The sequence below is a fragment of the Bradyrhizobium sp. 164 genome, from assembly GCF_023073715.1.
Lineage (GTDB): Bacteria > Pseudomonadota > Alphaproteobacteria > Rhizobiales > Xanthobacteraceae > Bradyrhizobium.
The window spans coordinates 20,028-42,447 of the sequence record NZ_JADPKA010000107.1 but is presented as its reverse complement, the minus strand read 5'-3'; the positions used below and the strand labels follow the sequence as shown (position 1 = coordinate 42,447).

At 63.3% G+C, this 22,420-nt stretch carries 24 protein-coding genes; 15 read left to right on the top strand and 9 right to left on the bottom strand.

Annotated features, from left to right (window positions below; all coding sequences use genetic code 11):
* Positions 1–386 precede the first annotated feature (386 nt).
* Positions 387–743, top strand: a complete 357-nt coding sequence (locus IVB01_RS32450) for a hypothetical protein (RefSeq protein ID WP_247279869.1) — start codon at positions 387–389, stop codon at positions 741–743.
* Positions 744–2,202: 1,459 nt separating this feature from the next.
* Here IVB01_RS32450 and IVB01_RS32445 read toward each other — a convergent pair.
* Both IVB01_RS32445 and IVB01_RS32440 read right to left on the bottom strand, forming a co-directional pair.
* On the bottom strand, positions 2,203–2,856 hold the full coding sequence (locus IVB01_RS32445; protein ID WP_247495182.1) for a hypothetical protein: 654 nt from the start codon (positions 2,854–2,856) through the stop codon (positions 2,203–2,205).
* Positions 2,857–3,320: 464 nt separating this feature from the next.
* A complete protein-coding gene (locus tag IVB01_RS32440) occupies positions 3,321–6,428 on the bottom strand; it encodes a DEAD/DEAH box helicase (protein ID WP_247279871.1) in 3,108 nt (1,035 codons plus the stop codon).
* A 755-nt stretch (positions 6,429–7,183) separates the two neighbouring features.
* On the opposite strand from IVB01_RS32440, the gene IVB01_RS32435 reads away from it, so the two are divergent.
* Positions 7,184–7,426: a hypothetical protein gene (locus tag IVB01_RS32435; RefSeq protein WP_247279872.1), complete on the top strand. Its 243-nt coding sequence runs from the start codon at positions 7,184–7,186 to the stop codon at positions 7,424–7,426.
* 477 nt (positions 7,427–7,903) lie between these two features.
* Here the strand turns inward: IVB01_RS32435 and IVB01_RS32425 are convergent, their stop codons facing one another.
* Positions 7,904–8,293: an NUDIX hydrolase gene (locus IVB01_RS32425; protein ID WP_247279874.1), complete on the bottom strand. Its 390-nt coding sequence runs from the start codon at positions 8,291–8,293 to the stop codon at positions 7,904–7,906.
* A 145-nt stretch (positions 8,294–8,438) separates the two neighbouring features.
* Entirely contained in the window at positions 8,439–9,518 is a 1,080-nt protein-coding gene (locus IVB01_RS32420) for an AI-2E family transporter (RefSeq protein WP_247279875.1), read from the bottom strand.
* Positions 9,519–9,668: 150 nt separating this feature from the next.
* Between IVB01_RS32420 and IVB01_RS32415 the strand changes: the two genes are divergently transcribed.
* The 3 genes from IVB01_RS32415 (at position 9,669) to IVB01_RS32405 (ending at position 10,665) form a co-directional block, all read left to right on the top strand.
* Positions 9,669–9,893: a hypothetical protein gene (locus IVB01_RS32415; RefSeq protein ID WP_247279876.1), complete on the top strand. Its 225-nt coding sequence runs from the start codon at positions 9,669–9,671 to the stop codon at positions 9,891–9,893.
* A gap of 81 nt (positions 9,894–9,974) precedes the next feature.
* Entirely contained in the window at positions 9,975–10,199 is a 225-nt protein-coding gene (locus IVB01_RS32410) for a hypothetical protein (protein ID WP_247279877.1), read from the top strand.
* A gap of 163 nt (positions 10,200–10,362) precedes the next feature.
* Positions 10,363–10,665, top strand: a complete 303-nt coding sequence (locus tag IVB01_RS32405) for a hypothetical protein (protein WP_247279878.1) — start codon at positions 10,363–10,365, stop codon at positions 10,663–10,665.
* Between the two features lie 5 nt (positions 10,666–10,670).
* Here the strand turns inward: IVB01_RS32405 and IVB01_RS32400 are convergent, their stop codons facing one another.
* Positions 10,671–10,907, bottom strand: a complete 237-nt coding sequence (locus IVB01_RS32400; protein WP_247279879.1) for a hypothetical protein — start codon at positions 10,905–10,907, stop codon at positions 10,671–10,673.
* On the opposite strand from IVB01_RS32400, the gene IVB01_RS32395 reads away from it, so the two are divergent.
* The 4 genes from IVB01_RS32395 (at position 10,906) to IVB01_RS32380 (ending at position 12,985) form a co-directional block, all read left to right on the top strand.
* A complete protein-coding gene (locus IVB01_RS32395) occupies positions 10,906–11,103 on the top strand; it encodes a hypothetical protein (protein WP_247419438.1) in 198 nt (65 codons plus the stop codon). The genes IVB01_RS32400 and IVB01_RS32395 overlap by 2 nt on opposite strands.
* 280 nt (positions 11,104–11,383) lie before the next feature.
* Positions 11,384–11,971 carry a formyltransferase family protein gene (locus IVB01_RS32390; RefSeq protein WP_247279880.1) on the top strand — a complete coding sequence of 196 codons (588 nt, stop codon included), beginning with the start codon at positions 11,384–11,386 and terminating at the stop codon, positions 11,969–11,971.
* 173 nt (positions 11,972–12,144) lie between these two features.
* Complete coding sequence (locus IVB01_RS32385; RefSeq protein WP_247279881.1) at positions 12,145–12,495, top strand: hypothetical protein; 351 nt, start codon at positions 12,145–12,147, stop codon at positions 12,493–12,495.
* Entirely contained in the window at positions 12,440–12,985 is a 546-nt protein-coding gene (locus tag IVB01_RS32380; protein WP_247279882.1) for a hypothetical protein, read from the top strand. The genes IVB01_RS32385 and IVB01_RS32380 overlap by 56 nt, the downstream gene beginning before the upstream one ends.
* A 49-nt stretch (positions 12,986–13,034) precedes the next feature.
* Here IVB01_RS32380 and IVB01_RS32375 read toward each other — a convergent pair whose 3' ends face one another.
* Entirely contained in the window at positions 13,035–13,433 is a 399-nt protein-coding gene (locus IVB01_RS32375; protein ID WP_247279883.1) for a RidA family protein, read from the bottom strand.
* Between the two features lie 152 nt (positions 13,434–13,585).
* On the opposite strand from IVB01_RS32375, the gene IVB01_RS32370 reads away from it, so the two are divergent.
* Both IVB01_RS32370 and IVB01_RS32365 read left to right on the top strand, forming a co-directional pair.
* Complete coding sequence (locus IVB01_RS32370) at positions 13,586–14,461, top strand: DMT family transporter (RefSeq protein WP_247495181.1); 876 nt, start codon at positions 13,586–13,588, stop codon at positions 14,459–14,461.
* A gap of 204 nt (positions 14,462–14,665) precedes the next feature.
* Positions 14,666–16,096: a caspase family protein gene (locus tag IVB01_RS32365; RefSeq protein WP_247279885.1), complete on the top strand. Its 1,431-nt coding sequence runs from the start codon at positions 14,666–14,668 to the stop codon at positions 16,094–16,096.
* Positions 16,097–16,279: 183 nt separating this feature from the next.
* Here the strand turns inward: IVB01_RS32365 and IVB01_RS32360 are convergent, their stop codons facing one another.
* Positions 16,280–16,519 carry a BrnA antitoxin family protein gene (locus tag IVB01_RS32360; protein WP_247279886.1) on the bottom strand — a complete coding sequence of 80 codons (240 nt, stop codon included), beginning with the start codon at positions 16,517–16,519 and terminating at the stop codon, positions 16,280–16,282.
* Positions 16,520–16,522: 3 nt separating this feature from the next.
* Positions 16,523–17,500, bottom strand: a complete 978-nt coding sequence (cysK, locus tag IVB01_RS32355) for a cysteine synthase A (protein WP_247279887.1) — start codon at positions 17,498–17,500, stop codon at positions 16,523–16,525.
* Between the two features lie 224 nt (positions 17,501–17,724).
* On the opposite strand from cysK, the gene IVB01_RS32350 reads away from it, so the two are divergent.
* Complete coding sequence (locus IVB01_RS32350; RefSeq protein ID WP_247279888.1) at positions 17,725–17,943, top strand: hypothetical protein; 219 nt, start codon at positions 17,725–17,727, stop codon at positions 17,941–17,943.
* A 13-nt stretch (positions 17,944–17,956) separates the two neighbouring features.
* Here the strand turns inward: IVB01_RS32350 and tgt are convergent, their stop codons facing one another.
* Positions 17,957–19,102: a tRNA guanosine(34) transglycosylase Tgt gene (tgt, locus tag IVB01_RS32345; RefSeq protein ID WP_247279889.1), complete on the bottom strand. Its 1,146-nt coding sequence runs from the start codon at positions 19,100–19,102 to the stop codon at positions 17,957–17,959.
* A 240-nt stretch (positions 19,103–19,342) separates the two neighbouring features.
* Here tgt and IVB01_RS32340 point away from each other — a divergent pair, with 240 nt between their 5' ends.
* From IVB01_RS32340 to IVB01_RS32330, 3 genes are all read left to right on the top strand, one after another.
* Positions 19,343–20,500, top strand: coding sequence for a patatin-like phospholipase family protein (locus tag IVB01_RS32340; RefSeq protein ID WP_247279890.1), 1,158 nt, complete (start codon positions 19,343–19,345; stop codon positions 20,498–20,500).
* 135 nt (positions 20,501–20,635) lie between these two features.
* Positions 20,636–21,379: a TetR/AcrR family transcriptional regulator gene (locus tag IVB01_RS32335; protein ID WP_247279905.1), complete on the top strand. Its 744-nt coding sequence runs from the start codon at positions 20,636–20,638 to the stop codon at positions 21,377–21,379.
* Between the two features lie 251 nt (positions 21,380–21,630).
* Positions 21,631–22,233 carry a PepSY domain-containing protein gene (locus IVB01_RS32330; protein WP_247450247.1) on the top strand — a complete coding sequence of 201 codons (603 nt, stop codon included), beginning with the start codon at positions 21,631–21,633 and terminating at the stop codon, positions 22,231–22,233.
* The last annotated feature ends 187 nt before the right edge of the window (positions 22,234–22,420 follow it).

Genomic DNA, 22,420 nt, shown 5'->3' with positions numbered 1-22,420 from the left:
AAAATAATTTAAAATACGCGAGATATCGTGCCAGAATAATCACTGCGTTTAATGGTGACTAGTGTGCACAAACTAAAAAGATGTCCGCCAGCGTGAACCCGGCGGGCCGCCAACTGAGGCGGCCTAATCGTCCCAGTCCCCGCACTGGCATTTGAAAACGCGGACGTAGCTGGAGGTTTCGAGGCGCCAAAGCCGCTCCACAAGCCGGGTCGGCTGCTTGCACTTGGGGCACCTGACGTCGGCAGGCTGAGCGGCGGTCATAGGCGCATCCCGTCTACCGAGATTGACTCCCAATGCGCGGTGGGCGCGCTGAAGTCGCCATTTCCCTAAACATTCCCAGCAGTCGGGGGTCAAGGAGTGACTGCAGTGACCAAATGAGACCATTCTTGACCTTGCCACTTATTCCCGCCTATTCCCGCGACGAAACCATTTTTCAGCGCCGCGAAGCCATCCAGAAACAAACCCGGCCTAGCCTCTCCCAATGGACCAATGGGGATTCGGCTATGTCAGCTTTCATCAATGCCTTGTCTCGTAAAGCGCGCACGCTGGTGATCGTAAATTCCTTCGCCGGCGCGACTCTTCTGTTCGCCATGGCAGCTCCGCATCCCGTCTCAAGTGGTGCACTTGGTAGCGAGTGGCACTGCAGCACGGCAGCGTTTGTTTTAACGACGTGCCGTCAGACCCCGAGTCACGCGGAAGCTCCGGCGGGCCTCTTGGCACAAGCATTGCTCATATTCGGATGACTGGGATTGCTGGACCCAGTTTGAAACAGGGCGCCGCCGGGACAATGTATTTCGAGCCCGGCGGCGTATCTTTTTGAGACTACCGCCCGCCTAAGCGCAGGGAAGATCCCGCAGAGAGACCACATTCGCGGGTAGTGGCGCGGCTGGTTCCTGCATCAGGAAGGTCTCTACCAGCTCTTGCACCGCCTGAAGCACCAGCCGAGCGTTATCAACGTTTTCCGGCACCTAGCTTGCCAGGCCGACTGCTTGCCGGCGGTGCCACGCCTCCATGCTGGTTTCATGCCATCACCGTCCCGGTCCAATCCCGCATACCAATCTGCTCTAGCAAACCCTCCCAGTCAGCAATCCCGGACTCGGTAGGGTCTTCCTCCAGGTCGGTGCTACCGCCGCCCGCCCATTGCTCTTGGCTGTGGTGGTGGTCGAGGCTTCCAAGGGACGTCCTCGTCATCCCCCTCGCTGACCTCCAATTCGTCGGTATCGCAGGGCCCATCATCAACCCCTTGCTCAAGCTCGGTCACGACATAGGGATCGGAGGCGTCCAGGAAGGCGATCAACCGTTCGATCTCGGCGGATGCCTCTTTCCTGAGTCTGGCGATGTCGCTGAGGGCCCTTGCGCGCTCCCGCTGTTGGATAGCGAGACCGGACAAAATCGCACGGGTGGACTCCGGATCAAATTCTCTGACGTTTCGAAGATGGTTGCTTTGATCGAGGGCTTTCCAAGGCCCACATCTCGCGGGTCAGCCGCGGAGGACGAGCATCCCTGTCGGCGGCTGACCTGCCAATGCGTCCCGTCAACGGATCAAAGATGCTGATGCACCGCTTGATCCAGATATTCGGGCATAGGAACGTTTCGACCGGCAACGAGTCCTAGAGGCGCAATCCATCCCGTATTCCTTGTGGATCGAATGATGGAAAAAGCACTCGCCTATGCTATCTCGGCGGCCCTCGTTGGCTTCGGTCTCTTGATCTTTTTCGCCGGCCTATCCTCCAGCTCGCCCGCCTTATGGACAATCGTCGCGTTGGTCCCGATCACGATCGGGATCGTGAGCGCCTTTGGCCCGGTATGACTAGCTGTGGAAACCAGGCTTTAGGTCAGCGCGTCTGTATTTTCCGAATCGGTGTCTCGTGTTCGCTCTCTGTAGTTTCAAACTGTGGTGGACGCGCGTGAGCCATTTCGTCTCGATGCTTCTGCTTGCGACAGCCCTGATTTTGACCTTGTGCTTCGGGGTGGCAGCCTGGCGCCTCTCAGCGGACAAAGAGGCCGACATCACCGCCACCATTCCGCATCAGGAATACGGCTGGAGGTCGAGGTCAAGCAACTGATGGCTGTTGCGCTAGCCACCGCTCGCGCTCCAATCGCAAAGAAGTGCAATATCCAATTTCAGAAGAAGTCAGAGGGTGAGCCACCCAAGACCCAAAGCACCCTGCGTTCGCCGCTCAGGTTGCTGAATAAAATGCTTCAGCTTTCCGGAGCCGGCGGCGTGGCCGGCGTACTCAGCGGAGCTCCTCCAACCGAAACAGGCCCGACAGGCTTCGCTTCCCGAACCATCCGTTTGCGCATCGCCAGTCGATTGCGGGCGTGCCCTCTTGGAATGGAGGAGGTTATGTCCGATATCATTGCACTTTGCAGCGAGTCGACCTTCGCGATCAGCGTGGAAAGCTGCGAAGATATCTTCCTCACATCGACCCGTTCGTCCGTGATGCTCTGTCGCAGAGAAAGCAGCACCATCGAATCCTGCTGCAGCAAAGCTGCATTTTGCTGCACGGAATCATTGTTCTCCTTCAGCAAGGCAGTCTGTAGCTGTTGGGCCGATTGAATGTCCTTCAGAGCAGCGACAACCGAATCGGCTTTTGGCGCCGAAGCTTCCTGGCGCGGAAGCAGTTCAGCCAAGCTGCCGACATTCAGCGACGGAAACTCAGAGGGCAACGTATAGATGGCGGCCGCGCCGTTGGCCAAGGCACACACCGACAGTGCCAGGACCGACTTGCGGCTGGACCGCTTGACCGGCCCTGGAGCTTCTGGGACTGCGGGTGCGGCGACTGCCGCTGCCAGTGCTGCAGGGTCGAGCTCTTCGACGAAGCCTTGCGTTTCGAAAGTCATGGTCACGTGCATTGACCCCAATGAGCGAGCAAAAGGAAGCCGCTCCCGGAACGTCCTCGCGACGCCTCCTTTACGCAGCACCCATACACAAGTGCCTAAAATTGTGGGCTTTTCGGATTAATTCCACGTTAGCGGCTTGGGCGGCTGACAGGCTCAGCCACTCCGGCTGAATACGGGGTGTGTGCGAGGAATGACCAAAGTGCTTCGCGGCGGATTTTCCGAAGATGGCAGAATGCCACTGTTTTGCCCGACGCGTCAAATGACCTTTGCGTCCAATGCAGAAGACGTTGTGCCGGCGGCACTTAGCTACTGTGCATGGGGTTGTTTTCGCAGTTTTGGCAGCGCCTCAACCTTCATCCAGCAACTCTGCTCGGGTACCGCTGAAGATGACGTCAAGCTGCGGTCGAAGGACGACGCCGACAGACCGCGTGCCTGCCCTGCTTCCGGTGCCCGTGCTGACGAAGGCGCAAGCGCCCTTACCCCTCGTCCAGCACCTCGAACAACTCCTCAACCCGCTCGAATGGCGCATCGCGCATCGGGCTGTAATAGACGACGCGATCGCCGTCGCGCTGCAGCGACTTTCCCCGCGACTTCCGCAAGCGCCCGGGCAGGAATGTCGCGGCGACCGCCCCGGGGCCGACGTCGAGGCGGATGATGCCTCTGCGCTTGCATTCGATCCTGAGCCGAGCTGCGCCGAAGAAGTCGCGCGCGACATTCGGCAAGGGGCCGAAGCGGCGCGACGTTTCCTCCTCGAGGTCGTCGAGGTCGTCTTCGTCATTGCATCGTGCTGCACGCGCGTAGAGCTCGAGCCGCACCGGCTCGGACTGCACGTAGCTGTCGGGAAGCATGTCCCCGACCGGCAAATTGAGGTCGGGCACCCACACCGGGGCCCGCCCCTCGTCGACCTTCTCCGAGGCCATTTTCAGCAGGTGACTGTAGAGCACGGGCCCGAACACCTGCACGTGGCCGGATTGCTGCTCCGAGAACAGGTCTCCCGCGCCTCGCAGATCGAGGTCGCGCTCGCTGATGGCAAAGCCGGCGCCGGGCCGACTGAACTCCTCGAGCACTGCCAGGCGCTTCTCGGATTGCCCGGACTCCGTCTCCGTCAGCAAATGGGCGAAGGCGCGGATGCCGCTGCGGCCGACCCGCCCGCGCAGCTGGTGCAGCTGCGCAAGGCCGAACTTCTCCGGCCAGCACACCACGATGGTGTTCGCACGGGGAATGTCGAGGCCGCTCTCGACGATGTTGGTCGCGAGCAGGACGTCGGCCCTGCCCTCGACGAAGCTCATCATGCGGTCGTCGATCTCGTCGGCCGCCAGCCTGCCGTGCAGACACACGATGCGGAGGTCCGGCGCCACCGCCTGCACCCGCGCCAGCATGGGATCGAGATCCTGAATGCGCGGACAGATCAGAAAGCTCTGGCCGTGGCGCCGCTGCTCGCGCAGCAATGCGTTGGCGATGGCAGCATCCGACAGCGGTGCGATTCTGGTTGCGACCGGCAGCCGATGAACCGGTGGCGAAGCGATCACGCTGAGATCGCGAAAACCGGCAAGACCGGCGGCCAGCGTCCGCGGGATCGGCGTCGCGCTCATCATGAGCACATGTACATTCTTGGCGAGGCCGGAGAGCTTTGCTTTTTCGGCGGCACCAAAATGCTGCTCCTCGTCGATGATGACGAGGCCGAGATCATCGAACTTCACGTCCTTGCCGGTGAGCGCCTGCGTGCCGATCACGACCTTGATCCGGCCGCTGCGCAGTCCCTCCCTGGTCTCGCGCAGCTCAGCGCCTGACGTCGCGCGCGACAGGTTGCCGACCTCGATGCCGAACGGGGCAAAGCGCTTCTGGAACGTCGCGACATGCTGCCGGGCCAGCACCGTCGTCGGCACCGCGATCGCCACTTGCTTGCCCGACAGCACCACGGCGGCCGCCGCGCGCAGCGCCACCTCGGTCTTGCCAAAGCCGACATCGCCGCAGATCACACGGTCCATCGGGTGACCGGACGCGAGATCGTCCAGCACGTCGGCGATCGCCTTGGCCTGGTCGCTCGTGGTGAAATACGGGAAGCGCGCCACGAATTTCTCGTAGGCCGATCCCGGCGGAACCAGCTTTTCGGCGCGCCGCCGGCGGCGCTGGCTGATGTGCTTGGCCAGCACCTTGCCTGCAAGCTGGATTTCGCGCTCGGCCTCGGTGCGGCGCGCCCACCACGTGCTGCCATCGGCCTTGTCGAGCGCCAGCTTGCCGAGTTCGGTTGCGTAAGGCCACATCAAAGCGAGATCGGGCGGCGGTACGAGCACCGCATTGTCGCCCGCGAACTTGAGGCGGATCATCTCTCGCATTGCGCCACCGCCCGTGTTCACCGTCTGCAAGCCATCGAGCACGGCAAGGCCACGCTGGAGATGGACGACCACCGTGCCCTGCTCCGGCACGTCCGGATGATCGAAGGCTGCACTCCAGGCGCGTGCCATCGGCTGGGGATGATGCGCCCGGCTGCCGAGCACGTCGGATGCCGTGACGACGGCAAGAGGCTTTTTCCCCGGCAGGACGAAGCCGGCATCGAGATCGGCCAGCAGCGCCGTCTCGCCGTTGCGCCCACTCGTCGCCTCGTCCCAGTCCTCGCAGCGCTGCGCCCTGACGCCGCTCATCCGCTCCATCACGCGTAGATCGTCCTCCTGCGCGGCGACGAGGATCAGGCGCGAACCGGCCCGCCGCGTTTCCTCGACGAAGGCCCGAAGTGCTTTCCTTGCGGATGTCAGCTTCGAAAACTCCGGCGTGGTCTGGAACGGCGCCGCCCGCGGCAACACCTTCATGCCCTTGGCGAGCCGTTTCCAGTCACCTCGGCCCAGATATTCGCGCTCCCGCTCCGCACGTGGCGCGGCTTCCTCGATCGTGCTCAGCCAGGCGCCGGCGTGCAATGGGACCCCTGCATCGGCGATCCATTTGGCACGCCCGCAATAGTCGAACAGGCTCGCGCGCTTGCCGCGCTTGCCGGCAAAGCCAAGGCGCTCCGACATGGGATCGACCAGAAGTTCGCTGGTCTCGAATATGATGTCGTGCTCTTTCGGATCGAACGCCACGATCCGCCTGATCGCGCGATCCGAATGCTCGATCCGGAATGGTCCCAGCGCGCCTGCGGGAAATATCTCGAAGGTCTGGCCGTGAAACAGCGCCCCGCCCGGATAGTCGGGCTCGTCCTCGAGATCGTATCCCAGGGATTGGAGGCGCGCCTCGAGGTCCTGCTCGGAAAACGCGCCGCCCACCTTCAAGCTCACGCTCAAGCGCGACAGGTTAGCCGGCGGCGGCAGGCGCTCCATCACGGCTTCCGCCGTTGAAACCAGAAAGAGCGGCTTCTTGGATCTTGCGAGGCGCCTCAGGACCGAGGCTCTGCGCCCCGCGAGTTCGTGGGACGGCTCCAACTGATCGAACGGCAAGGTGTTCAATCGCGGAAACACCAGCACCTCGCAGGAAGGGTCGAGCGCGTGGATGACGCTGCCCAGCCGCTCCGCCCGGTTCTCGCTCTCGGCAAGAAAAACCAGACCGCTGCGTCCGGACTGCTTCCATTGTGCCAGCAGATGCAGAGCCATCATACCGAGGGGCGAGGAAGACGAGATCGTTGCGCGCTGCGCCCGCTTGCTCTTCTTAGGCGACTTTTTAGTCGCCCGCGCGTTTCTGGAAAGCCTCACTTGAATCCGTCTCTGATCGTCAACCGCCGGCAACTGCACGCGAGCCGCTCGCATCTCGATTCGGCTGCTTGCCGCTATGCATATGGGATTTGCCCCGCGAACGCACGCTCATGGGCAACGTCGGGGGCATCATCGTGATCCCGGCAATTTGGCCGTTGTTCGCCCAGCAGATCGGAACTGGCTCCGTTCCGACGCGTAAATGCGGACCCTGCTCTCGATGCGAAAGTCAATGCGATGGAGAACGCTCCACGGATCCAGCAGGCACGAAAAAACCCCAGCGCTTGGAGCCACGCTGGGGCGTTTCGTTCAAAATGAATCGGTTAAGCAATGACGTCCTCATAGCAGCGATTCCGCCGGGCGTTTGTGAACTGGTTCACACCCCTTGCGGCATCCAAATCAAACGACCTCGGGGAAACCGAGGTCGCCAACCTTTGTGGGGAAAGGTTTTCTCTCAGGCCCGGGGCTTTTGGGGTTGGGGATGGGCCGAGAGCCTGGATTCTACGCTCGGCAGGCGGAGTCGTTCCAAAGCGGCGGGCTAGATATCGATCGGCGCGGACCGTGCATTCAACGCCCAACTGCTCCGGATCGGAGTACCGCATCTTCGGATTTGAGCGCCCACACAGCGCGAGCTAGGATGCCCGCTTTTACGGAGGCGCATTTTGAAACCATTCATTTTCTTCATTGCGGCCATCGCACTGCTTGCGACGGCTCCTGCACGCTCACAGGCGCTGGTCGACCCAAGCAAGGTCGCCCCCGAATATCGGGAGGCGGCCGAGAAGCGCCGGGCCGAGCAGCTGCGGCAGCGCGAATGCGCGATGAAGGCGGATCTCGAGAAGGTGCTGCCGAGGGATCGCACCGCCTATCTCAACCGTTGTCTGGACACTATGGCGGCCAAGCAATAGCGCTGATCGAGCCAATTGATCGGTCGGGGCCGCTGCGGCGGCGCGATGACGGCTGCGCGCATTCTGCGAGCACCGGCCCACTTACCCGCATCGGCTGCGACAAAGCCCGTCGACCGACTCCCGAAGGCGCTTCAGGCTTTCTTCAGACCTTTGAGATCACCTGAACATCCATTTTCAATAGTTGATCGCGCATGAATTTCGTCCAGATTCAGTGCACACGCTGCAAGGATGTGTTTCGCGATCGCGCCGGCCGGTTGCAGGACGGCTATTCCAGGCAATGTCCGAGCTGCGAGGTGGTGCTGTTCTTCGCAGAGGACTCCCAACACCCCTTCATCAAGCGCGCGATGCGCAATGCGCGCAAGGCTCGCAAGGAGCAACGCGAGGCGGATGTGATCAGGCTCGCTGCGCCGGAGTCGCGAGCAGCCCGGTCGAGGTCATCCGCCGCGCGGACACGACCTGCGGGGCGAGAGGATTAGCTCACCGCCGCGACTTTCTCGGAAACAGGCGGTCGCGGATGTAGCGTGAGGTCGGCGTCAGGCGGATGCCGCGGGGCTTCTGCCAGGCGGCGCGGTCGATCTCCTTCTTGTCACCAATCGCCAGCCTGCCCTTGGCGTCCTTGGCGATGAAGATTGCGTCGCTCATCTTGCGGCCGGAGCGCTTGTTCCTGGCCTTCACTTCCTTCCAGAGACTGATCCGGCCGAGCTTCAGCTTGGGCAGCTCCTCCTTGATCTCCCGCCGCAGGCAGTCCTTCTCGGATTCGCGCGCGCGCTTGCGCCCGCCCGGGAACATCCAGAGGCCGTCCGACCGGCGTCTGACCAACAATACCTTGCCGCGCCTGGCGGCAACCAGCTTGGAAGACTTCGCCATCACTGCCGTAGATCGAGACCAGAATCGTCCAGATCGTAACTTGTCTAGTCGGATAGACAAGTTCGGGACGCATCTTGATCAGAGGCCGCGGAGCCGTTGGCTCCTGGTGCGACACGGCGGGCCGGTCGCACCGGCGAGCGCAAGGTCAGCCCTTGCCCGCCTCCGTCCTGTCCTCGGTCCTGATCCAGGCCATCATCATCTCCCACGCCACCGACAGGATGATCGGACCGATGAACAGGCCGACGATACCATGGGCGAGCGTGCCGCCGATTACGCCGACGAAGATCACGATGGTCGGCGTGGTCAGGCCGCGCCCCATGACGAGCGGCTTCAGCATGGTATCGATGAAGCCGACCAGGACGAGAAACACGGTGAGCAGCAGCGCCGTGGTGACGTCCTTGGCGGTCCAGATCCAGATGATCACCGGCAGCAGCACGAGGAAGGCGCCGATCTGCACGATCGAGAGCAGCAGCACAATGAAGGCGAGAAGGCCGGCGCTGGGCACGGCTGCGAGCTTGAAGCCGAAGCCGGCGAGCAGCGCCTGCACCACTGCGACGCCGATCACGCCTTGCGCTACGGCGCGGATGGTCGCGCCCGCGAGCTCCAGGAAATGCTCGCTCTGTTCGGGTACGATACGAAACAGGAAGCTGCGGCCGGCTGCAACCAGCTGCGGGCCGTGCGGAAACAGGAAGCCGGCAACGAACACCGACAGTAGGAATTGGACCGTGCCGAGGCCCGCATCACCCGCGAGCGACAACAGCGGTCCCGCCAGCGGCTGGAGATAAGGCGCCACCTCGCGCAGCACTGCGCGGATGTTGGTGTAGGCCTGGTCCCAGAGGTCATAGAGCCACGGACCGACCAGCGGCCACGATTTGAGCTGCTCCGGCGCCGATTGGAGCGCCAGATCGCCGGTGCCGAGCTGGTGCGCCAGCTCCCGCACACCGTCCACGGCGCTGAGGCCGAGCCAGGTCGCAGGGCCGATGACGATGCCGAGCGTGATCAGGGTCAGGATCGCTGCCGCGGTTTTCGGCCTGCCGCCGAGGATCTTGGCGACCAAGCTGAAGGCCGGATAGAACGCGACCGCGAGCACGCCGCTCCAGGCCAGGATCGGCACGAACGGGCGGATGATCAGGAAGGTCCAGATGATCAGCAGGGCGAGCAGGCCGAGCCGGATCACGAGCTGGATGATATCCTCACCCGTCAGGAGCTGACGGAGACTTTTCACGGCTAATGCCTTCCTTGCGACATGAACGCAACTTGCGGCGCTTGCGCGGCCTAGCCGTTATTGCCAGCAACAAGCCGGGCGTCAAGGCGACCGGTTCCCGCAACATCCGCTGACTAGGAACGCATCGGACCTACCGGCATTTTGAGGACGATGACGGCCGGTCCCAGAGAGCCTGATGCACATGCGGGGATTCACCGCGGCGTCCACTATTCGCTGAAGCGGAATGCCGCGCCGGGCTACTGGCGCTATGCCTATGCGATCGGCGACAGGGTGCGCTCCGGGCGCGTGCAAGGCAAGCTGCCGCTGCTCGCCATCAGACGCGTGCAGATGCGCATTGATCGGGACTTGCGGCCTGGCTTGGCTAACGTCCGTTAACCGGATTTCCCTGGGCCAGTTTACGCCGCTGCAAAAGCCCGTGGCTACCGTGGGTTGAGGTCCTCAAAGACATTCTGTGCAATGGCCAATAGCATCTGGACGATCGAAGAATTCACCTGCCGGGGTTGCAGCATGACCTACGCCGCGACAAGGGAGGAACATGATGACGCGCATGCCGGCAGCTTCAAATGCAGCATCTGTAGCAGCGTGGTGCATAGCTGGTCGGGCAAGCATCACTTCTTCGGCTGGGAAGCGGTGAAGTCGAAACCGCCGCTGTTCGGACGGCGCTGGGCCGGAGCTGGATGATCGGCTGAGCCGCCGCGTTCCCTGACCGATCGAACGATCGTGCCTGGACACAGCGGCAGCGAAATTCGTAGCCGGGTATCGACCGAATTGCGCCAAGGGTGTTTGGACTCCGTTCACTGATCGCCGTTAGATCAGGACAGATCCTCCGCGCCGAACATCCGCCATGGCCGACCTCAACGCCGTCCTCACCAGGCTCAACGACCGTCTGCTCCGCCTCGAGGGCGAGCTGTTCGTGCTGCGTTCGCTGGCACGCGCGACGCTGACGGCGGGCGATGATCATGCGGTGCGCATGCGCAAGCTGGTCGAGGCCGCAAAAGTCGCACTCGATGACGAGGCCAAGCGTCCGCTCGACAAGCCGACGCGCAAATATGTCGATGCGGCGACCGCACTGGTGGAAGAGCTTCTGGTCGAGCCGACTCCGGCGCGGCCGCTATTCACGGTGATCGACGGCGGCCGGCGCGACTGAACGGGTCAGGTCGGCTGGCTGGTGCCGGCCGTGTTGGAATCGCCCGCCTTCAGCCGGCTGAGGCCCGCTTCGATGGTTGCGATCTCCTCGTCGATCTGACCGATGGGCAGGCTGAAATCATAGCCCGACCTGCTCTTCAGATCGACCGCGAGCCGCTGCCTGTGCATCATCAGCTCGTCGAGGCCGCGTCGGTTCTTCAGTCGGACATAGATGTCGACGATCTGCTCAATCGCGCTCGGCATGAGATTGGTCCCGGCGAAAAGGCCGGCGCGGCGCACCTACGCCGGCGGAACATTCTCGGTCGCGGTACGCAATACAAATCCGCGACGGATTCGTCGATACGCCAAGCTGGTTGATAACGTATTACCATCAGATGATTTCGCGATGCGCGGTATGAAAAAGCCGCTGGCGATCACGCCAGCGGCCAAGCCGGTTTGAAAACGGATGCGGGTTGAAATGTCGCCAGCCCCGATTTGTGCATGCTCTTACGACAGATGGAAGATCTCTTCTGTCTACAACGAAACACAAGAGTCGGCTTGCCCACATTTCCCATCCGACCGTGGCACCACGGCAACGCTGGTGGCTGCACAATCGCTGAGTTCATCGCGCCCTCACCCGGTGCATTGTTGATAACCCGCGCAAACGCGGCCTGGGTGGTGACAGGACGTCCGGACGTGTTATCGGGGGATAACGCAGCTGCGAGACGGATCGGATACCCATGCGCATTACCCTCGTCGGCTCCCGCCATTTCGGCGTGACCACCCTGAACATGCTCCGGGAGCACGGCGTCTCGATCGCGCGGGTTGTGGTGGCCGATGCCGAGGATCGCCTCGCCGCCACCGCCAAGGCGGCCGGCATCGAGGTGGTGGTCCAGGCCAATCCGAAGCTGGTGGTGGCCTCCGAGATTGCCTCCGATACCGATCTGATCATCACGGCGCACAGTCACGCCCGGATCGGCAGGGACGCGCTCGCCGCCGCCAAGCTGGGCGGGATCGGCTATCACCCTTCGCTATTGCCGCGCCACCGCGGTAAGGCCGCCGTGGAATGGACCATCAAGGAAGGCGATCCGATCGCCGGCGGCACGATCTACCACCTCGCCGACCGCATGGACGCGGGCGCCATCGCCGCCCAGGACTGGTGCTTCGTCAAGAAGGGCGAGACGGCGCGGGAGCTCTGGGAACGCGCGCTGGCGCCTCTCGGCCTCAAGCTACTGGCCGACGTGATCGATTATGCCAAGGTCCACAAGACGCTGCCGGCCAAAGTTCAGGACGAGCAGTTCGCGACCTTGGCACCAAGTCTCTCCTGACGTTTACCCTTAACGCGAGTCCGCGTTGATTTTGCAGCGGAAATCGGAGCACCAAGACTCAAATAAACCATTGTTTCCACAGGAACAATTTTCGATTTGGCATCGCAACAAATTTCCGTCACATTTGGTGCGAATAAACGTCAGCATATCAGACAAATTCGAGGACGGATTTCATGCGTTTAGGTCGCATTGCGGTGTTGTGTGCCGCTTCAGTTGTCGCCGGCACCCTCGCCGCTCCCGCCTTCGCCCAGAGCCCCTATGACGGCAATTGGCAGGTCACGATCGTGACCAAGAGCGGCTCCTGCGAACCGACCGCAAGCTCCATGCTGACGGTTGCCGATGGCAAGATCACTGCGCCCGGCGCTAACGTTTCCGGCACCATCGGTCGTGAGGGACTTGTGAAAGTTTCGATCAATGGTGCATATGCCAACGGTCAACTCAACGGCAACGCCGGATCGGGGAAGTGGAATGGAGCATCTGCAGGCATACCATGCAGCGGGCGGTGGGAAGCATCGCGCCAATAAACCAACTGAGGCTCGCGCCAGAGGCCGGCGGCTGCTGATCGCGGCCGCCATTTTGTTTGTGGCGAGCATCGCCCGCACTGAAAGCCAAGCCCAGTCCGGCCCGTTTGCCCCGATGGCAGGCACCTGGAGCGGCAGCGGTACCGTCATCCTCGATGATGGCTCGACCGAGCGGATCCGCTGCCGGGCCAAGTACACCCCGATCGGCCCGACCATGGAAATGTCGCTGACCTGCGCCAGCGACGCCTACAAGTTCAATCTCGGGGCCAGCGTCAAGTCAGAGGGCAGCGCCATCACCGGCAGCTGGTCCGAGGCCAGCCGCAATATCAGCGGCTCGCTCCAGGGCCGCGGCGGCGGCGGAAACTTCGATGTGGTCGCCTCTGCCGCCGGCTTCAACGCCAATATCGCGCTGAAGACGAGTGGCAACAAGCAGACCGTCACGATGCGCGCCGATAGCCAGTTCCGCGGCGCCAACATCTCGATGTCGCGCTGAGATAGCACGTTCAAGACAGTCGACCCGGCGACCTCGCCGGGTCGACTTTTTATGCCTGCGGCACGAACGCCGTGACCTCGATCTCGACCTTGGCCCGCTCGTCAACGAGACCGCCGATGTAAAGCAGCGTCGAGGGCGGGAAGTTGCGTCCAAGCGTTTCCTTCCAGCCCGCGCCAATGCCGGCCCCGGCGGCCTCATACTCGCTGCGGCTGGTCAGGTACCACGTCAGGCGGACGATGTGCTCGGGGCCCGCGCCGGCCTCGCCCAGGAGCTTGATGATCCGCTTCAGAGCTGTCGCAACTTGCGCCGCCATGTCGGGCGCGTAGTTGCCGCTCTCATCGCCGCCGGTCTGCCCGGCCAGCACCACCCAACGCCCCGGCCCGTCGACGAGGACGCCATGGGAAAAGCCGCGCGGTTTTTTCCACTCGGCTGGCTGCAAGATACGCATGAGCGAAGACCTCCCGATTTTCTCGTCGTTCGCTGACGCCTTAGCACGCCGACCTGCATCGCTGCATCCGCAGATTTGGCCGTTGCAAACGGCGGCGATGTCGCTGATACCGGCCGTCCTTTCAAGATTCCATTCTCCAGCATCTGCCCTCAATGAGCACGACACCGTCAAAAACGATGGCCGCACTGTGGATGGCCGGCTGGCTGTCGCTGATGCTGGTGATGGCGGTTGCCGGGCGCGAAGCCACGCGCGAGCTGAACGTTTTTCAAATCATGGAAGTGAGGTCGCTGCTCGGCTTCGTGCTGCTCTCGCCGATCATCTACCGCGCGGGCGGTTTCAAGGTGCTCAAGACGTCGCGCCTGCCGCAACATATCGGTCGCAACCTGGTGCACTATGTCGCTCAGCTCGGCTGGTTCTTTGCACTGACGCTGATCCCGACCGGCCAGGTGGTCGCGATCGAGTTCACCATGCCGATCTGGACGGCGATCCTGGCGGCGAGCTTCCTGTCCGAACGCATGACGCCTTGGAGGATTGCGGCCATCGTGCTCGGCCTTGTCGGTGTGATCGTCATCGTCCGTCCCGCCGCCGGCGAGATCAATCCGGGGCAGCTGATCGCGCTCGGCGCTGCCGTCGGATTTGGCGTGTCAATGGCGCTGGTTAAATCCCTGACGCGCACGGACAGCGCGCTGTCGATCCTGTTCTGGATGCTGGTGGTGCAGTCGGTCGCAGGCTTCGCTCCGACGCTGTTTGTCTGGACTTGGCCATCGGCCCATGTCTGGGCCTGGGTCGGCGTGATCGCCGTCTGCGGCACGTTTTCACACTATTGCCTCGCGAGCGCGATGCGCTATGCGGACGCGACGATCGTGGTCCCCATGGACTTCCTTCGCGTTCCACTAACCGCGACGGCTGGCTGGCTGCTGTATTCCGAGCGGCTCGACGCCTGGACGGTCCTCGGCGCGGCGCTGATCCTGTGCGGCAATCTCCTGAATTTGAAGCCGGCTCCGCCCGTTCCCGCCCGCGCGCAGTGAACCTTGCGCTGCCTTGCGCGACAAAACGAAGTGGCCGTGTGATTTGGATCACGTTCGGGAAGCATTCCCATCGTGCACATTCGGCCACACAGCAGCGGTTTGGACGCGACTTACTGCCGTTTTGGTGGCGCGGAGTCGGGCACTTCGTGTAGGTTCGTTGCCAATTTGTTGCTGCCTACAATTCGATTCTGTTGGGGATCTCAGATGCGCTATTTCACCCTCCTCGCTTCGCTGATGTGCATGGCCCTGTCGATCAGTGCCGCGAAGGCCGACCGCCGCGTCGCCTTCGTCGTCGGCAACGGCAACTACAAGAACGTCGCGCAATTACCGAACCCGCCGATCGACGCCAAAGCGATGGCGGCGACGCTGCGCAATGTCGGCTTCGAGGTGATCGAAGGATCCAATCTCAGCCGCGACCAGATGACGGAGAAGCTGCTCGACTTCGGCCGCAAGGCGCAAGGCTCCGACATCGCGCTGTTCTATTATGCCGGCCACGGCATCGCGGTCAGCGGCACCAATTATCTCCTGCCTGTCGACGCCGACATCAAGTCGGAGATGGACGTCAAGCTGGGGGCGGCCATCAACATCGACCTCACGCTCGAGCAGACCATGGGCGATGCCAAGGTCAAGCTCGTCTTCCTCGATGCCTGCCGCGACAATCCGTTCGCCGCCAAGATCAAGTCGAACTCGGCGACCCGCAGCGTCAACGTCCAGAGCGGTCTCGCCGAGATGAAGTCCGGCGAAGGCACGCTGATCGCGTTCGCCACCGGTCCTGGCCAGACCGCCCTCGACGGCCAGGAGGGCAACAACAGCCCGTTCACCCGCGCGCTGATCGACAACATCACCAAGCCCGGGGTCGAGATCCAGCAGGCGATGACGTCGGTGCGCGCCCAGGTCAATGAAGAGACCCGCAAAGGCCAGCTGCCCTGGGGCCACACCAACCTGACCGGCTCCGTCTATCTCAACCAGGCCCCCACGACCCAGGTCGCCAACGCGGCTCCGACCGCGGCTGGCAGCGTGCCAATAGCGACCGGCGGCGGCTCGGACGGCGTCGAGCTCGAATATTGGCGCTCGGTAAAGGAGTCCAACAAGCCGGAAGAGCTCAACGCTTATCTTGCCGCCTATCCGAACGGTCAGTTCAAGGCGCTGGCGCTGGCACGCCTTGCTGCGATCAAGAGCGGCCCCTCGACCGCGACCCGCACGCTCACTGCTGGCGTCGATCCCGCGACTTTTACCGACGAGGCCACTCAGCTCACCGAGGACCAGATCGGCCTCGACAAGAACCAGCGCCGCGACGTGCAGCGTCGCCTCACCGGCCTCGGCTTCGACACCAAGCAGACCGGCGTATTCAGCGATGAGACCCGCGCCGTGCTCAAGCGCTGGCAGGCCGCGCGCGGCTATCCTTCCTCCGGCTACCTCAATAAGCACCAGCACAAGGCCCTGCTCTCGGAGATCGTGGCTGCACCGCCGACCGCCAGTGATAACAGCCAGAAGGCGGCTCGGCGTGCCAGCGCTCCGGCACCCAGCAGTGCGCCGGCACCCGCTCCCCAGCGCAGCAATCCAGGCGACGCTGCCGGCGCGGCCTTCGTGGGTGGCGTCGTCGGCGGCATGATGGGCGGCATGTTCCGCCGCTGAGGCGCGAAGCCAATCAAAGCAAAAGCCCGGCTCAGGCCGGGCTTTTTCGTTGCGAGTTCCTCATCCCGAGGAGCGCGCCATAGGAGCGCCTCTCGAAGCATGAAAGGCCCGGAGGCCTTCATCCTTCGAGACGCTTGCCGCGCAAGCTTCTCAGGATGCGGTCCGCTGCCTGGGCTGCGGTGCCTACTTCCCCGCGGCCTTCCGCAGCGCCTCGTTGATGCGGTCCTGCCAGCCCGGCCCGCCCTCCTGGAAGAACTCCAGCACGTCCTGGTCGATACGCAGCGTGACCTGTTCCTTGATGCCGGGAACGGCGGTTTGCTTGGGCGGCGCCACGGCGGCCTTGGCTGTCACCTTCTTGAACGCCGCCTCAGCTTCCGTCCTGGCGTCGCCAAGCGTACGCGGCCGTCTTGGTTGATCCGCCATATCCTAGATTCCCTCAAACAGAGCCGTTGAAAGATACCGCTCGGAGAAGGACGGCACCACCGCCAGGATGGTTTTTCCCGCAGCTTCGGGGCGCTTGCCGATCTGGAGCGCCGCCGCGATCGCGGCGCCCGAGGAGATGCCGCCTGGAATGCCCTCATGCCGCGCCAGCGCGCGGGAGGTCTCGATTGCCATGGTCGAGTTGATCTTGACGATTTCGTCGATCACGGAGCGATCGAGGATGTCGGGGACGAAGCCGGCACCGATGCCCTGGATCTTGTGCGCGGTGTGCTGGCCGCCTGAGAGCACCGGGCTCTCCTCCGGCTCGACCGCCACCACCCGCAAGGATGGTTTGCGCGGCTTCAGCACTTGGCCGACGCCCGTGATGGTGCCTCCGGTGCCGACCCCGGCGACGAAGATATCGATGCGGCCCGCCGTGTCATTCCAGATCTCTTCCGCCGTGGTGCGGCGGTGCACCTCGGGATTGGCGAGGTTCTTGAACTGCTGCGGCATCACCGAGTTCGGCGTCGTCTTCAACAGTTCTTCCGCGGCGGCAATGGCGCCCTTCATGCCCTGGGCTGCCGGAGTCAGCACCAGTTCGGCACCGAGAAAGGCCAGCATCTTGCGCCGCTCGATCGACATCGACTCCGGCATTACCAGCTTGAGCCGGTAGCCGCGCGAGGCCGCGACGAAGGCAAGCGCGATTCCGGTATTTCCGGACGTCGGCTCGATCAACACGGTGTCGGGCGTGATGATGCCCGCCTTCTCCATGGCGATGATCATAGCCGCACCGATGCGGTCCTTCACGCTCGCGGCCGGGCTGAAATATTCAAGTTTTGCCAAAATGGTCGCATTCACGCCGTGCATGCCGGGCAGTCGCTGCAACCGCACGATCGGCGTGTCGCCAAAAGCCTCGACGATCGAGTCATAGATCCGGCCGCGACCGGGCTGGTGCGCTGCACCCGTGTTGGACGATGCGTCCATGATGAACTCCCTGTGGCGACGATCTGCGCTTCTGTCGCGGCTCTTGCGCAGTTACGGACAGCTTGCGGCGACACGCAAGCGACAATGCAGCACATGTTAAATACGCTGCATCGCAAAATCACGTGAGCTGCCAATATCAGAAAACCAACGCATTTGTGTTGCGACCTCGTCAAGCGCATCTGCTTATGTTAGACTTAAGTCTCAAGCAGGGAGAGGTCACCACGATGTCAGCGATTGCTGAAGTGTTGTCGACCGTCGCGCTCAACCGCGATCCGCGTTGCAGCGAGTTGCCCACCTGTCCGGTCTGCGCCGACTCCATGGTCGCCGCCGAAGCATCCGCCTACGTCTCGGACCGCGTGATCAGCTATCTCTGGACCTGCGATAATTGCGGCTACGGCTTCGTCACCAAGCACGCCATCAAGCAGCGGTTCGTATGCAACTGATCGTGGAGTTGCTCTAGCGCGGGGCGATGTCGCCCCTCGCCCAGTCCTCACGCGTAAGCTGATAGAACTCCTCGAACTTGCCCTGTGCGATCGCAACCCTGATGCCCTGCATCAGGGTTTGATAGTAAGCGATATTGATCTCGGACAGCAGCATCGCCCCGAGCGTCTCGCCTGCCTTGACGAGATGATGCAGATAGGCGCGAGCGCAGCTGCGCGTCGAGGGCCATGAGCTCTCCTCATCGAGCGGACGCGGATCTTCGGCGTGGCGCGCGTTGCGCAAATTGACCTGGCCGAAGCGCGTGAAGGCGACGCCGTGACGGCCATTGCGCGTCGGCATCACGCAATCGAACATGTCGACACCGCGCTTGACCGCCTCGAGGATGTCGTCGGGCGTGCCGACGCCCATGAGGTAACGCGGGCGCTCTTGCGGCAGCAGCGGGGCGGTCTCGTCAATCATCCCCAGCATCACCGCCTGCGGCTCGCCGACGGCAAGGCCGCCGATCGCATAGCCGTGGAAGCCGAGCTCGACCAGGCCTTGCGCGCTTGCATGGCGAAGCTGCGGCACGTCGCCGCCCTGCACGATGCCGAACAGCATGTAACCAGCGGGCGCGCTCTCGAAGGCCCGCTTGCTGCGCTCGGCCCAACGGAGCGACAGGCGCATCGCCCGCTCGATGTCATCACGCTCGGCCGGTAGCCGCACACATTCGTCCATCTGCATGGCGATGTCGGAGCCGAGCAAGCGCTGCACCTCGATCGAGCGCTCCGGCGACAGCTCGACCTTGGCACCGTCGATATGCGAGCGGAAGGTGACGGCGTGCTCGCTGACCTTGCGCAGATCCGCCAGCGACATCACCTGGAAGCCGCCGGAATCCGTCAGCATCGGCCCGTTCCAGCCGGTGAAGGTCTGCAAGCCGCCAAGCGCCGCGATCCGCTCGGCGCCGGGCCGCAGCATCAGATGATAGGTGTTGCCGAGCACGATGTCGGCGCCGGCGTCGCGCACCTCGCGCCAGTGCATGCCCTTCATGGCACCGGCGGTGCCGACCGGCATGAAGGCCGGCGTCCGCACCACGCCGTGGGGCGTCGTCAGGCGCCCGCTGCGCGCGGCGCCATCGGTAGCGAGCAACTCAAAGTGATTGGGAAGATCATTGTCGGGATTCATGGCGGTGCTTATTGCGTGTCGGAGGACGTCGATCAACCCGCCCGAACCATGCCATGGCCGGCCAATGGCTCAACTGGGAGGACTTGAGCGATATCGAGGTCCGCCGCTCTTGTTAAACAAAACGATACAGTATAGTTTTACTTTGGAGGCTGGACGAGAATGCCGCGGCAGATTTGCCGGCGGCCGTATGAGTATGATCGCCCGCCACCGACGATGCCCTACCCTTCAAGTTCGACTGACATGTCCGCCCCATCGCAGGGCTGGACAAGGCCGATAGGCGCCCGCCTGGGCGGAGTCCTGGTCTTGACGTGCAGCCTGGCGCTCGGTGCCTGCACGTCCCTGCCCCGGACGCCCTACACGGCCGCTGAAGCCAGCACATCGCGCGTGCTCGACATCGATGGGCTCCGGCGCTACGCCGACGAGCCCGTTACGAAATTCAGCTTCGAGAAAGACAACAGCACCGCGACCAAGACCTACCTGGCGCTATCCGGCGGCGGTGCCGACGGCGCCTATGGCGTCGGCGTGCTGAACGGCTGGACCGCGTCCAGAACCCGTCCCACCTTCTCGGTCGTCTCGGGCGTCAGCACCGGCGGCCTCATCGCGCCGTTTGCATTCCTCGGCTCGCAATATGACGACACGCTGAAGGAGGTCTACACCAGCGGCATCGCCGAGAGCCTCCTGAAGGATCCCAGCATCATGCGGGTGCTATTCGGATCCGGCCTGTTCGGCAACACGCGGCTGCGCGAGCTCGTCGCCCGCTATGTCGGACCCGAGATCATGGCGCAAGTCGCGCGCGAGAATGCCAAGGGCCGGAAGCTATTGGTGGTGACGACCGATCTCGACACCCAGCGGACCGCGATCTGGGACATGGGCAAGATCGCCGCGGTCGGGACAGCCGAGGCGCTAAAGCTGTTTCGCGACGTGATGGCGGCCTCCGCCAGCATTCCGCTGGTTTTTCCGCCGATCATTATCGACGCCGAAGGCCAGGGCCGGCGTTTCCAGGAGATGCATGTCGACGGCGGGGTGACGGCGCCGGTGCTGACGTTGCCGGAAGCCCTGCTGTTCCAAGGCAGCCGCCTGCCGGGCAACACGAAGATGGACATCTACATCCTCGTCAACAAGAAGATCGAACGCAACTTCGAGCTCGTCTCCAACAGCACCATCGACGTCGCCTCGCGCAGCCTGTCGTCGATCACCCAGTCGCAGACGCGCTCGATCATCTTCTCCACCTATGATTTCGCCAAGCGCAACCGCCTCGGCTTCCATCTCTCCTACATCGCGCGCGACTATCCGGCGGCGCCCTCGGAAGGGTTCGATACCGCCTACATGCGGGCGCTGTATCAGTACGGATATGACAAGGCGGCTTCCGGCCAAGCCTGGATTTCGACGCTTCCGTGATCCCTCATGACGGAACGAGGCCACAGGGAAACCGTTGATGACACGGCCAAATCGGCCAGATTCGCGATGACGCCCCCGCTGCTGCGCGATATAGAGCGAATGACTGATATCACGATCGCGCAGGAATCATTGGGCATGGGATTGACTGCGACCAAGACCAGACCGGCTGCGCCACGGCGCGAGGTGCCGAAATCGCGCGGCGGCCGGCCGACGAAGACCGCCGCGATCGAGCGCGATCAGCGGCTGATCGAGGTCGCCACCCGCCTATTCCTCGATCGCGGCTTCGACGCGACCTCGCTCGACGCAGTCGCGGAAGCGGCCCGGGTCAGCAAGCCCACAGTCTATTCCCGTTACGGCGACAAACGAGGGCTGTTTGCGGCCGTGCTGAGGCGCGAGATCGCACGATGGCTTGCACCGTTGTCGGCAGCCGCGGAGACGCAACTCTCTAGCGCCGCGAACATCTCGGTCGAGCAGCGGCTGGTCGAGATCGGGCGCGAGATGCTCACATTCACCTGCGGTCCCGACGCCGTCGCCTTCAGCCGCATGATGACGTCACAAGCCATCAACTTCCCTGACGTCGCCAAGCTCGGCAAGGAAGAAGGCTGGCTCAAGGCCGTCGCCACCACGGCGCGCTTATTCGATCACCTGGTGGCGCAAGGCGCACTTGATGTCGAAGACACCACCATTGCAGCCGAGGTGTTTCTCGACGTGGTCGTCGGGCACACCCACCGCATGGCGACGTTCGGAACGGCGCTGGAGCTAAAACCTGCGGAGAAGCGCATGCGTGCGGCGATCAAGCTGTTCCTGGCCGGCGCGCTGGGACCCGCCGACCGCGTCCAGAGCGCCGCAAAGAGCACGCCGCGGCGCCCGTCCCGCTGACAATTCCGTGAGCTCGCGATCAAATTCCCAAGAACCCGTGCCTCGGCCATTGACCAAATGAAACGATACGGTATGGTTTTGTTATAAGGCGAGACGGACCGCTTTTTTCACCAGCCCCAAGGAGGTCCGTACCGCTTCGATCGTCGCGCCGGGTACAGCCCGATGCGGCGCTCCGCGGCCGACCGGTGCCCAAGGTCGGCCGCGAATTCTTTACGATCATCCGGCACACTCGCTGGCCGAGGGTTTCGAGCATGACGACAGCCAAACGATGGACCTCGCAACTGCTTGCGATCGCCCTGCCCGCACTGCTCCTCGCGGCACCGGCACAGGCGATCATGACCGCAGGCACGCCGACCGCGCTTCACAGCGACACAGATGGTGATGCCGAAGCGGACCGCCAGGCGGTCAGCCGCGAGATCGAGCGCTTCCGCAGCTCGTCGATCTCGATCAGCCAGGCCATGGCGATTGCAGAAGGCCGACACGCCGGCGCCACCACGGCAGATGTGAGTTTCGATGGAGCTTCCGGCGCCCCGGTCTACCGGGTGAAAACCCTGCACAATGACCGGATCTGGCGCCACACCATCAACGCGTTGACCGGAGAGCTCGTCGGCGGGGAAGCCGCCCTCCCCCTCGCCGAGCTCGACCATGAGGACCGCGACAACCTCGCAGCGCTCGGCGCGATCAGGCACCGCCTCGCCGACGCCGTGCGCGTCGCCGAACGCGCAGCCTCGGGCAAGGCAATCAGCGGCGGGCTGGTGCGCGAACGCGGCCGTCTCAATTTTGCGATTGTCGTGATCAGCGGCGACGACCTCAAGGAGGTCATCCTGGAGCCGCCGGGCGCGCGGGCCAAATAGCGGCGGCCCGGCCCCGGCATCGACCGGGGCGGAAAGCCATTGACGGCTGCAAGACTCTCCCGCATAAGTCGCCGCCATGTTCGCGACCACCAAACGCACGACCAAAACCACCACGGCCTCAGGGGCCGGGGGAGGCGTGCGCGCGTAGGTCGTCGACTTAAACGCATCAGCTCTACCGAAGCCCCGC

What these genes read in the sequence shown, in the direction of transcription:
- IVB01_RS32370 (WP_247495181.1), top strand. Translation starts at nt 13,586, where the DNA reads ATGAGCACGACACCGTCAAAAACGATGGCCGCACTGTGGATGGCCGGC.
- IVB01_RS32390 (WP_247279880.1), top strand. Translation starts at nt 11,384, where the DNA reads ATGCGCATTACCCTCGTCGGCTCCCGCCATTTCGGCGTGACCACCCTG.
- tgt (WP_247279889.1), bottom strand. Translation starts at nt 19,102, where the DNA reads ATGAATCCCGACAATGATCTTCCCAATCACTTTGAGTTGCTCGCTACC.
- IVB01_RS32365 (WP_247279885.1), top strand. Translation starts at nt 14,666, where the DNA reads ATGCGCTATTTCACCCTCCTCGCTTCGCTGATGTGCATGGCCCTGTCG.
- IVB01_RS32405 (WP_247279878.1), top strand. Translation starts at nt 10,363, where the DNA reads ATGGCCGACCTCAACGCCGTCCTCACCAGGCTCAACGACCGTCTGCTC.
- IVB01_RS32330 (WP_247450247.1), top strand. Translation starts at nt 21,631, where the DNA reads ATGACGACAGCCAAACGATGGACCTCGCAACTGCTTGCGATCGCCCTG.
- IVB01_RS32395 (WP_247419438.1), top strand. Translation starts at nt 10,906, where the DNA reads ATGAGATTGGTCCCGGCGAAAAGGCCGGCGCGGCGCACCTACGCCGGC.
- cysK (WP_247279887.1), bottom strand. Translation starts at nt 17,500, where the DNA reads ATGGACGCATCGTCCAACACGGGTGCAGCGCACCAGCCCGGTCGCGGC.
- IVB01_RS32335 (WP_247279905.1), top strand. Translation starts at nt 20,636, where the DNA reads ATGGGATTGACTGCGACCAAGACCAGACCGGCTGCGCCACGGCGCGAG.
- IVB01_RS32360 (WP_247279886.1), bottom strand. Translation starts at nt 16,519, where the DNA reads ATGGCGGATCAACCAAGACGGCCGCGTACGCTTGGCGACGCCAGGACG.
- IVB01_RS32375 (WP_247279883.1), bottom strand. Translation starts at nt 13,433, where the DNA reads ATGCGTATCTTGCAGCCAGCCGAGTGGAAAAAACCGCGCGGCTTTTCC.
- IVB01_RS32380 (WP_247279882.1), top strand. Translation starts at nt 12,440, where the DNA reads ATGGAGCATCTGCAGGCATACCATGCAGCGGGCGGTGGGAAGCATCGC.
- IVB01_RS32445 (WP_247495182.1), bottom strand. Translation starts at nt 2,856, where the DNA reads ATGCACGTGACCATGACTTTCGAAACGCAAGGCTTCGTCGAAGAGCTC.
- IVB01_RS32385 (WP_247279881.1), top strand. Translation starts at nt 12,145, where the DNA reads ATGCGTTTAGGTCGCATTGCGGTGTTGTGTGCCGCTTCAGTTGTCGCC.
- IVB01_RS32410 (WP_247279877.1), top strand. Translation starts at nt 9,975, where the DNA reads ATGGCCAATAGCATCTGGACGATCGAAGAATTCACCTGCCGGGGTTGC.
- IVB01_RS32340 (WP_247279890.1), top strand. Translation starts at nt 19,343, where the DNA reads ATGTCCGCCCCATCGCAGGGCTGGACAAGGCCGATAGGCGCCCGCCTG.
- IVB01_RS32425 (WP_247279874.1), bottom strand. Translation starts at nt 8,293, where the DNA reads ATGGCGAAGTCTTCCAAGCTGGTTGCCGCCAGGCGCGGCAAGGTATTG.
- IVB01_RS32350 (WP_247279888.1), top strand. Translation starts at nt 17,725, where the DNA reads ATGTCAGCGATTGCTGAAGTGTTGTCGACCGTCGCGCTCAACCGCGAT.
- IVB01_RS32415 (WP_247279876.1), top strand. Translation starts at nt 9,669, where the DNA reads ATGACGGCCGGTCCCAGAGAGCCTGATGCACATGCGGGGATTCACCGC.
- IVB01_RS32440 (WP_247279871.1), bottom strand. Translation starts at nt 6,428, where the DNA reads ATGATGGCTCTGCATCTGCTGGCACAATGGAAGCAGTCCGGACGCAGC.
- IVB01_RS32400 (WP_247279879.1), bottom strand. Translation starts at nt 10,907, where the DNA reads ATGCCGAGCGCGATTGAGCAGATCGTCGACATCTATGTCCGACTGAAG.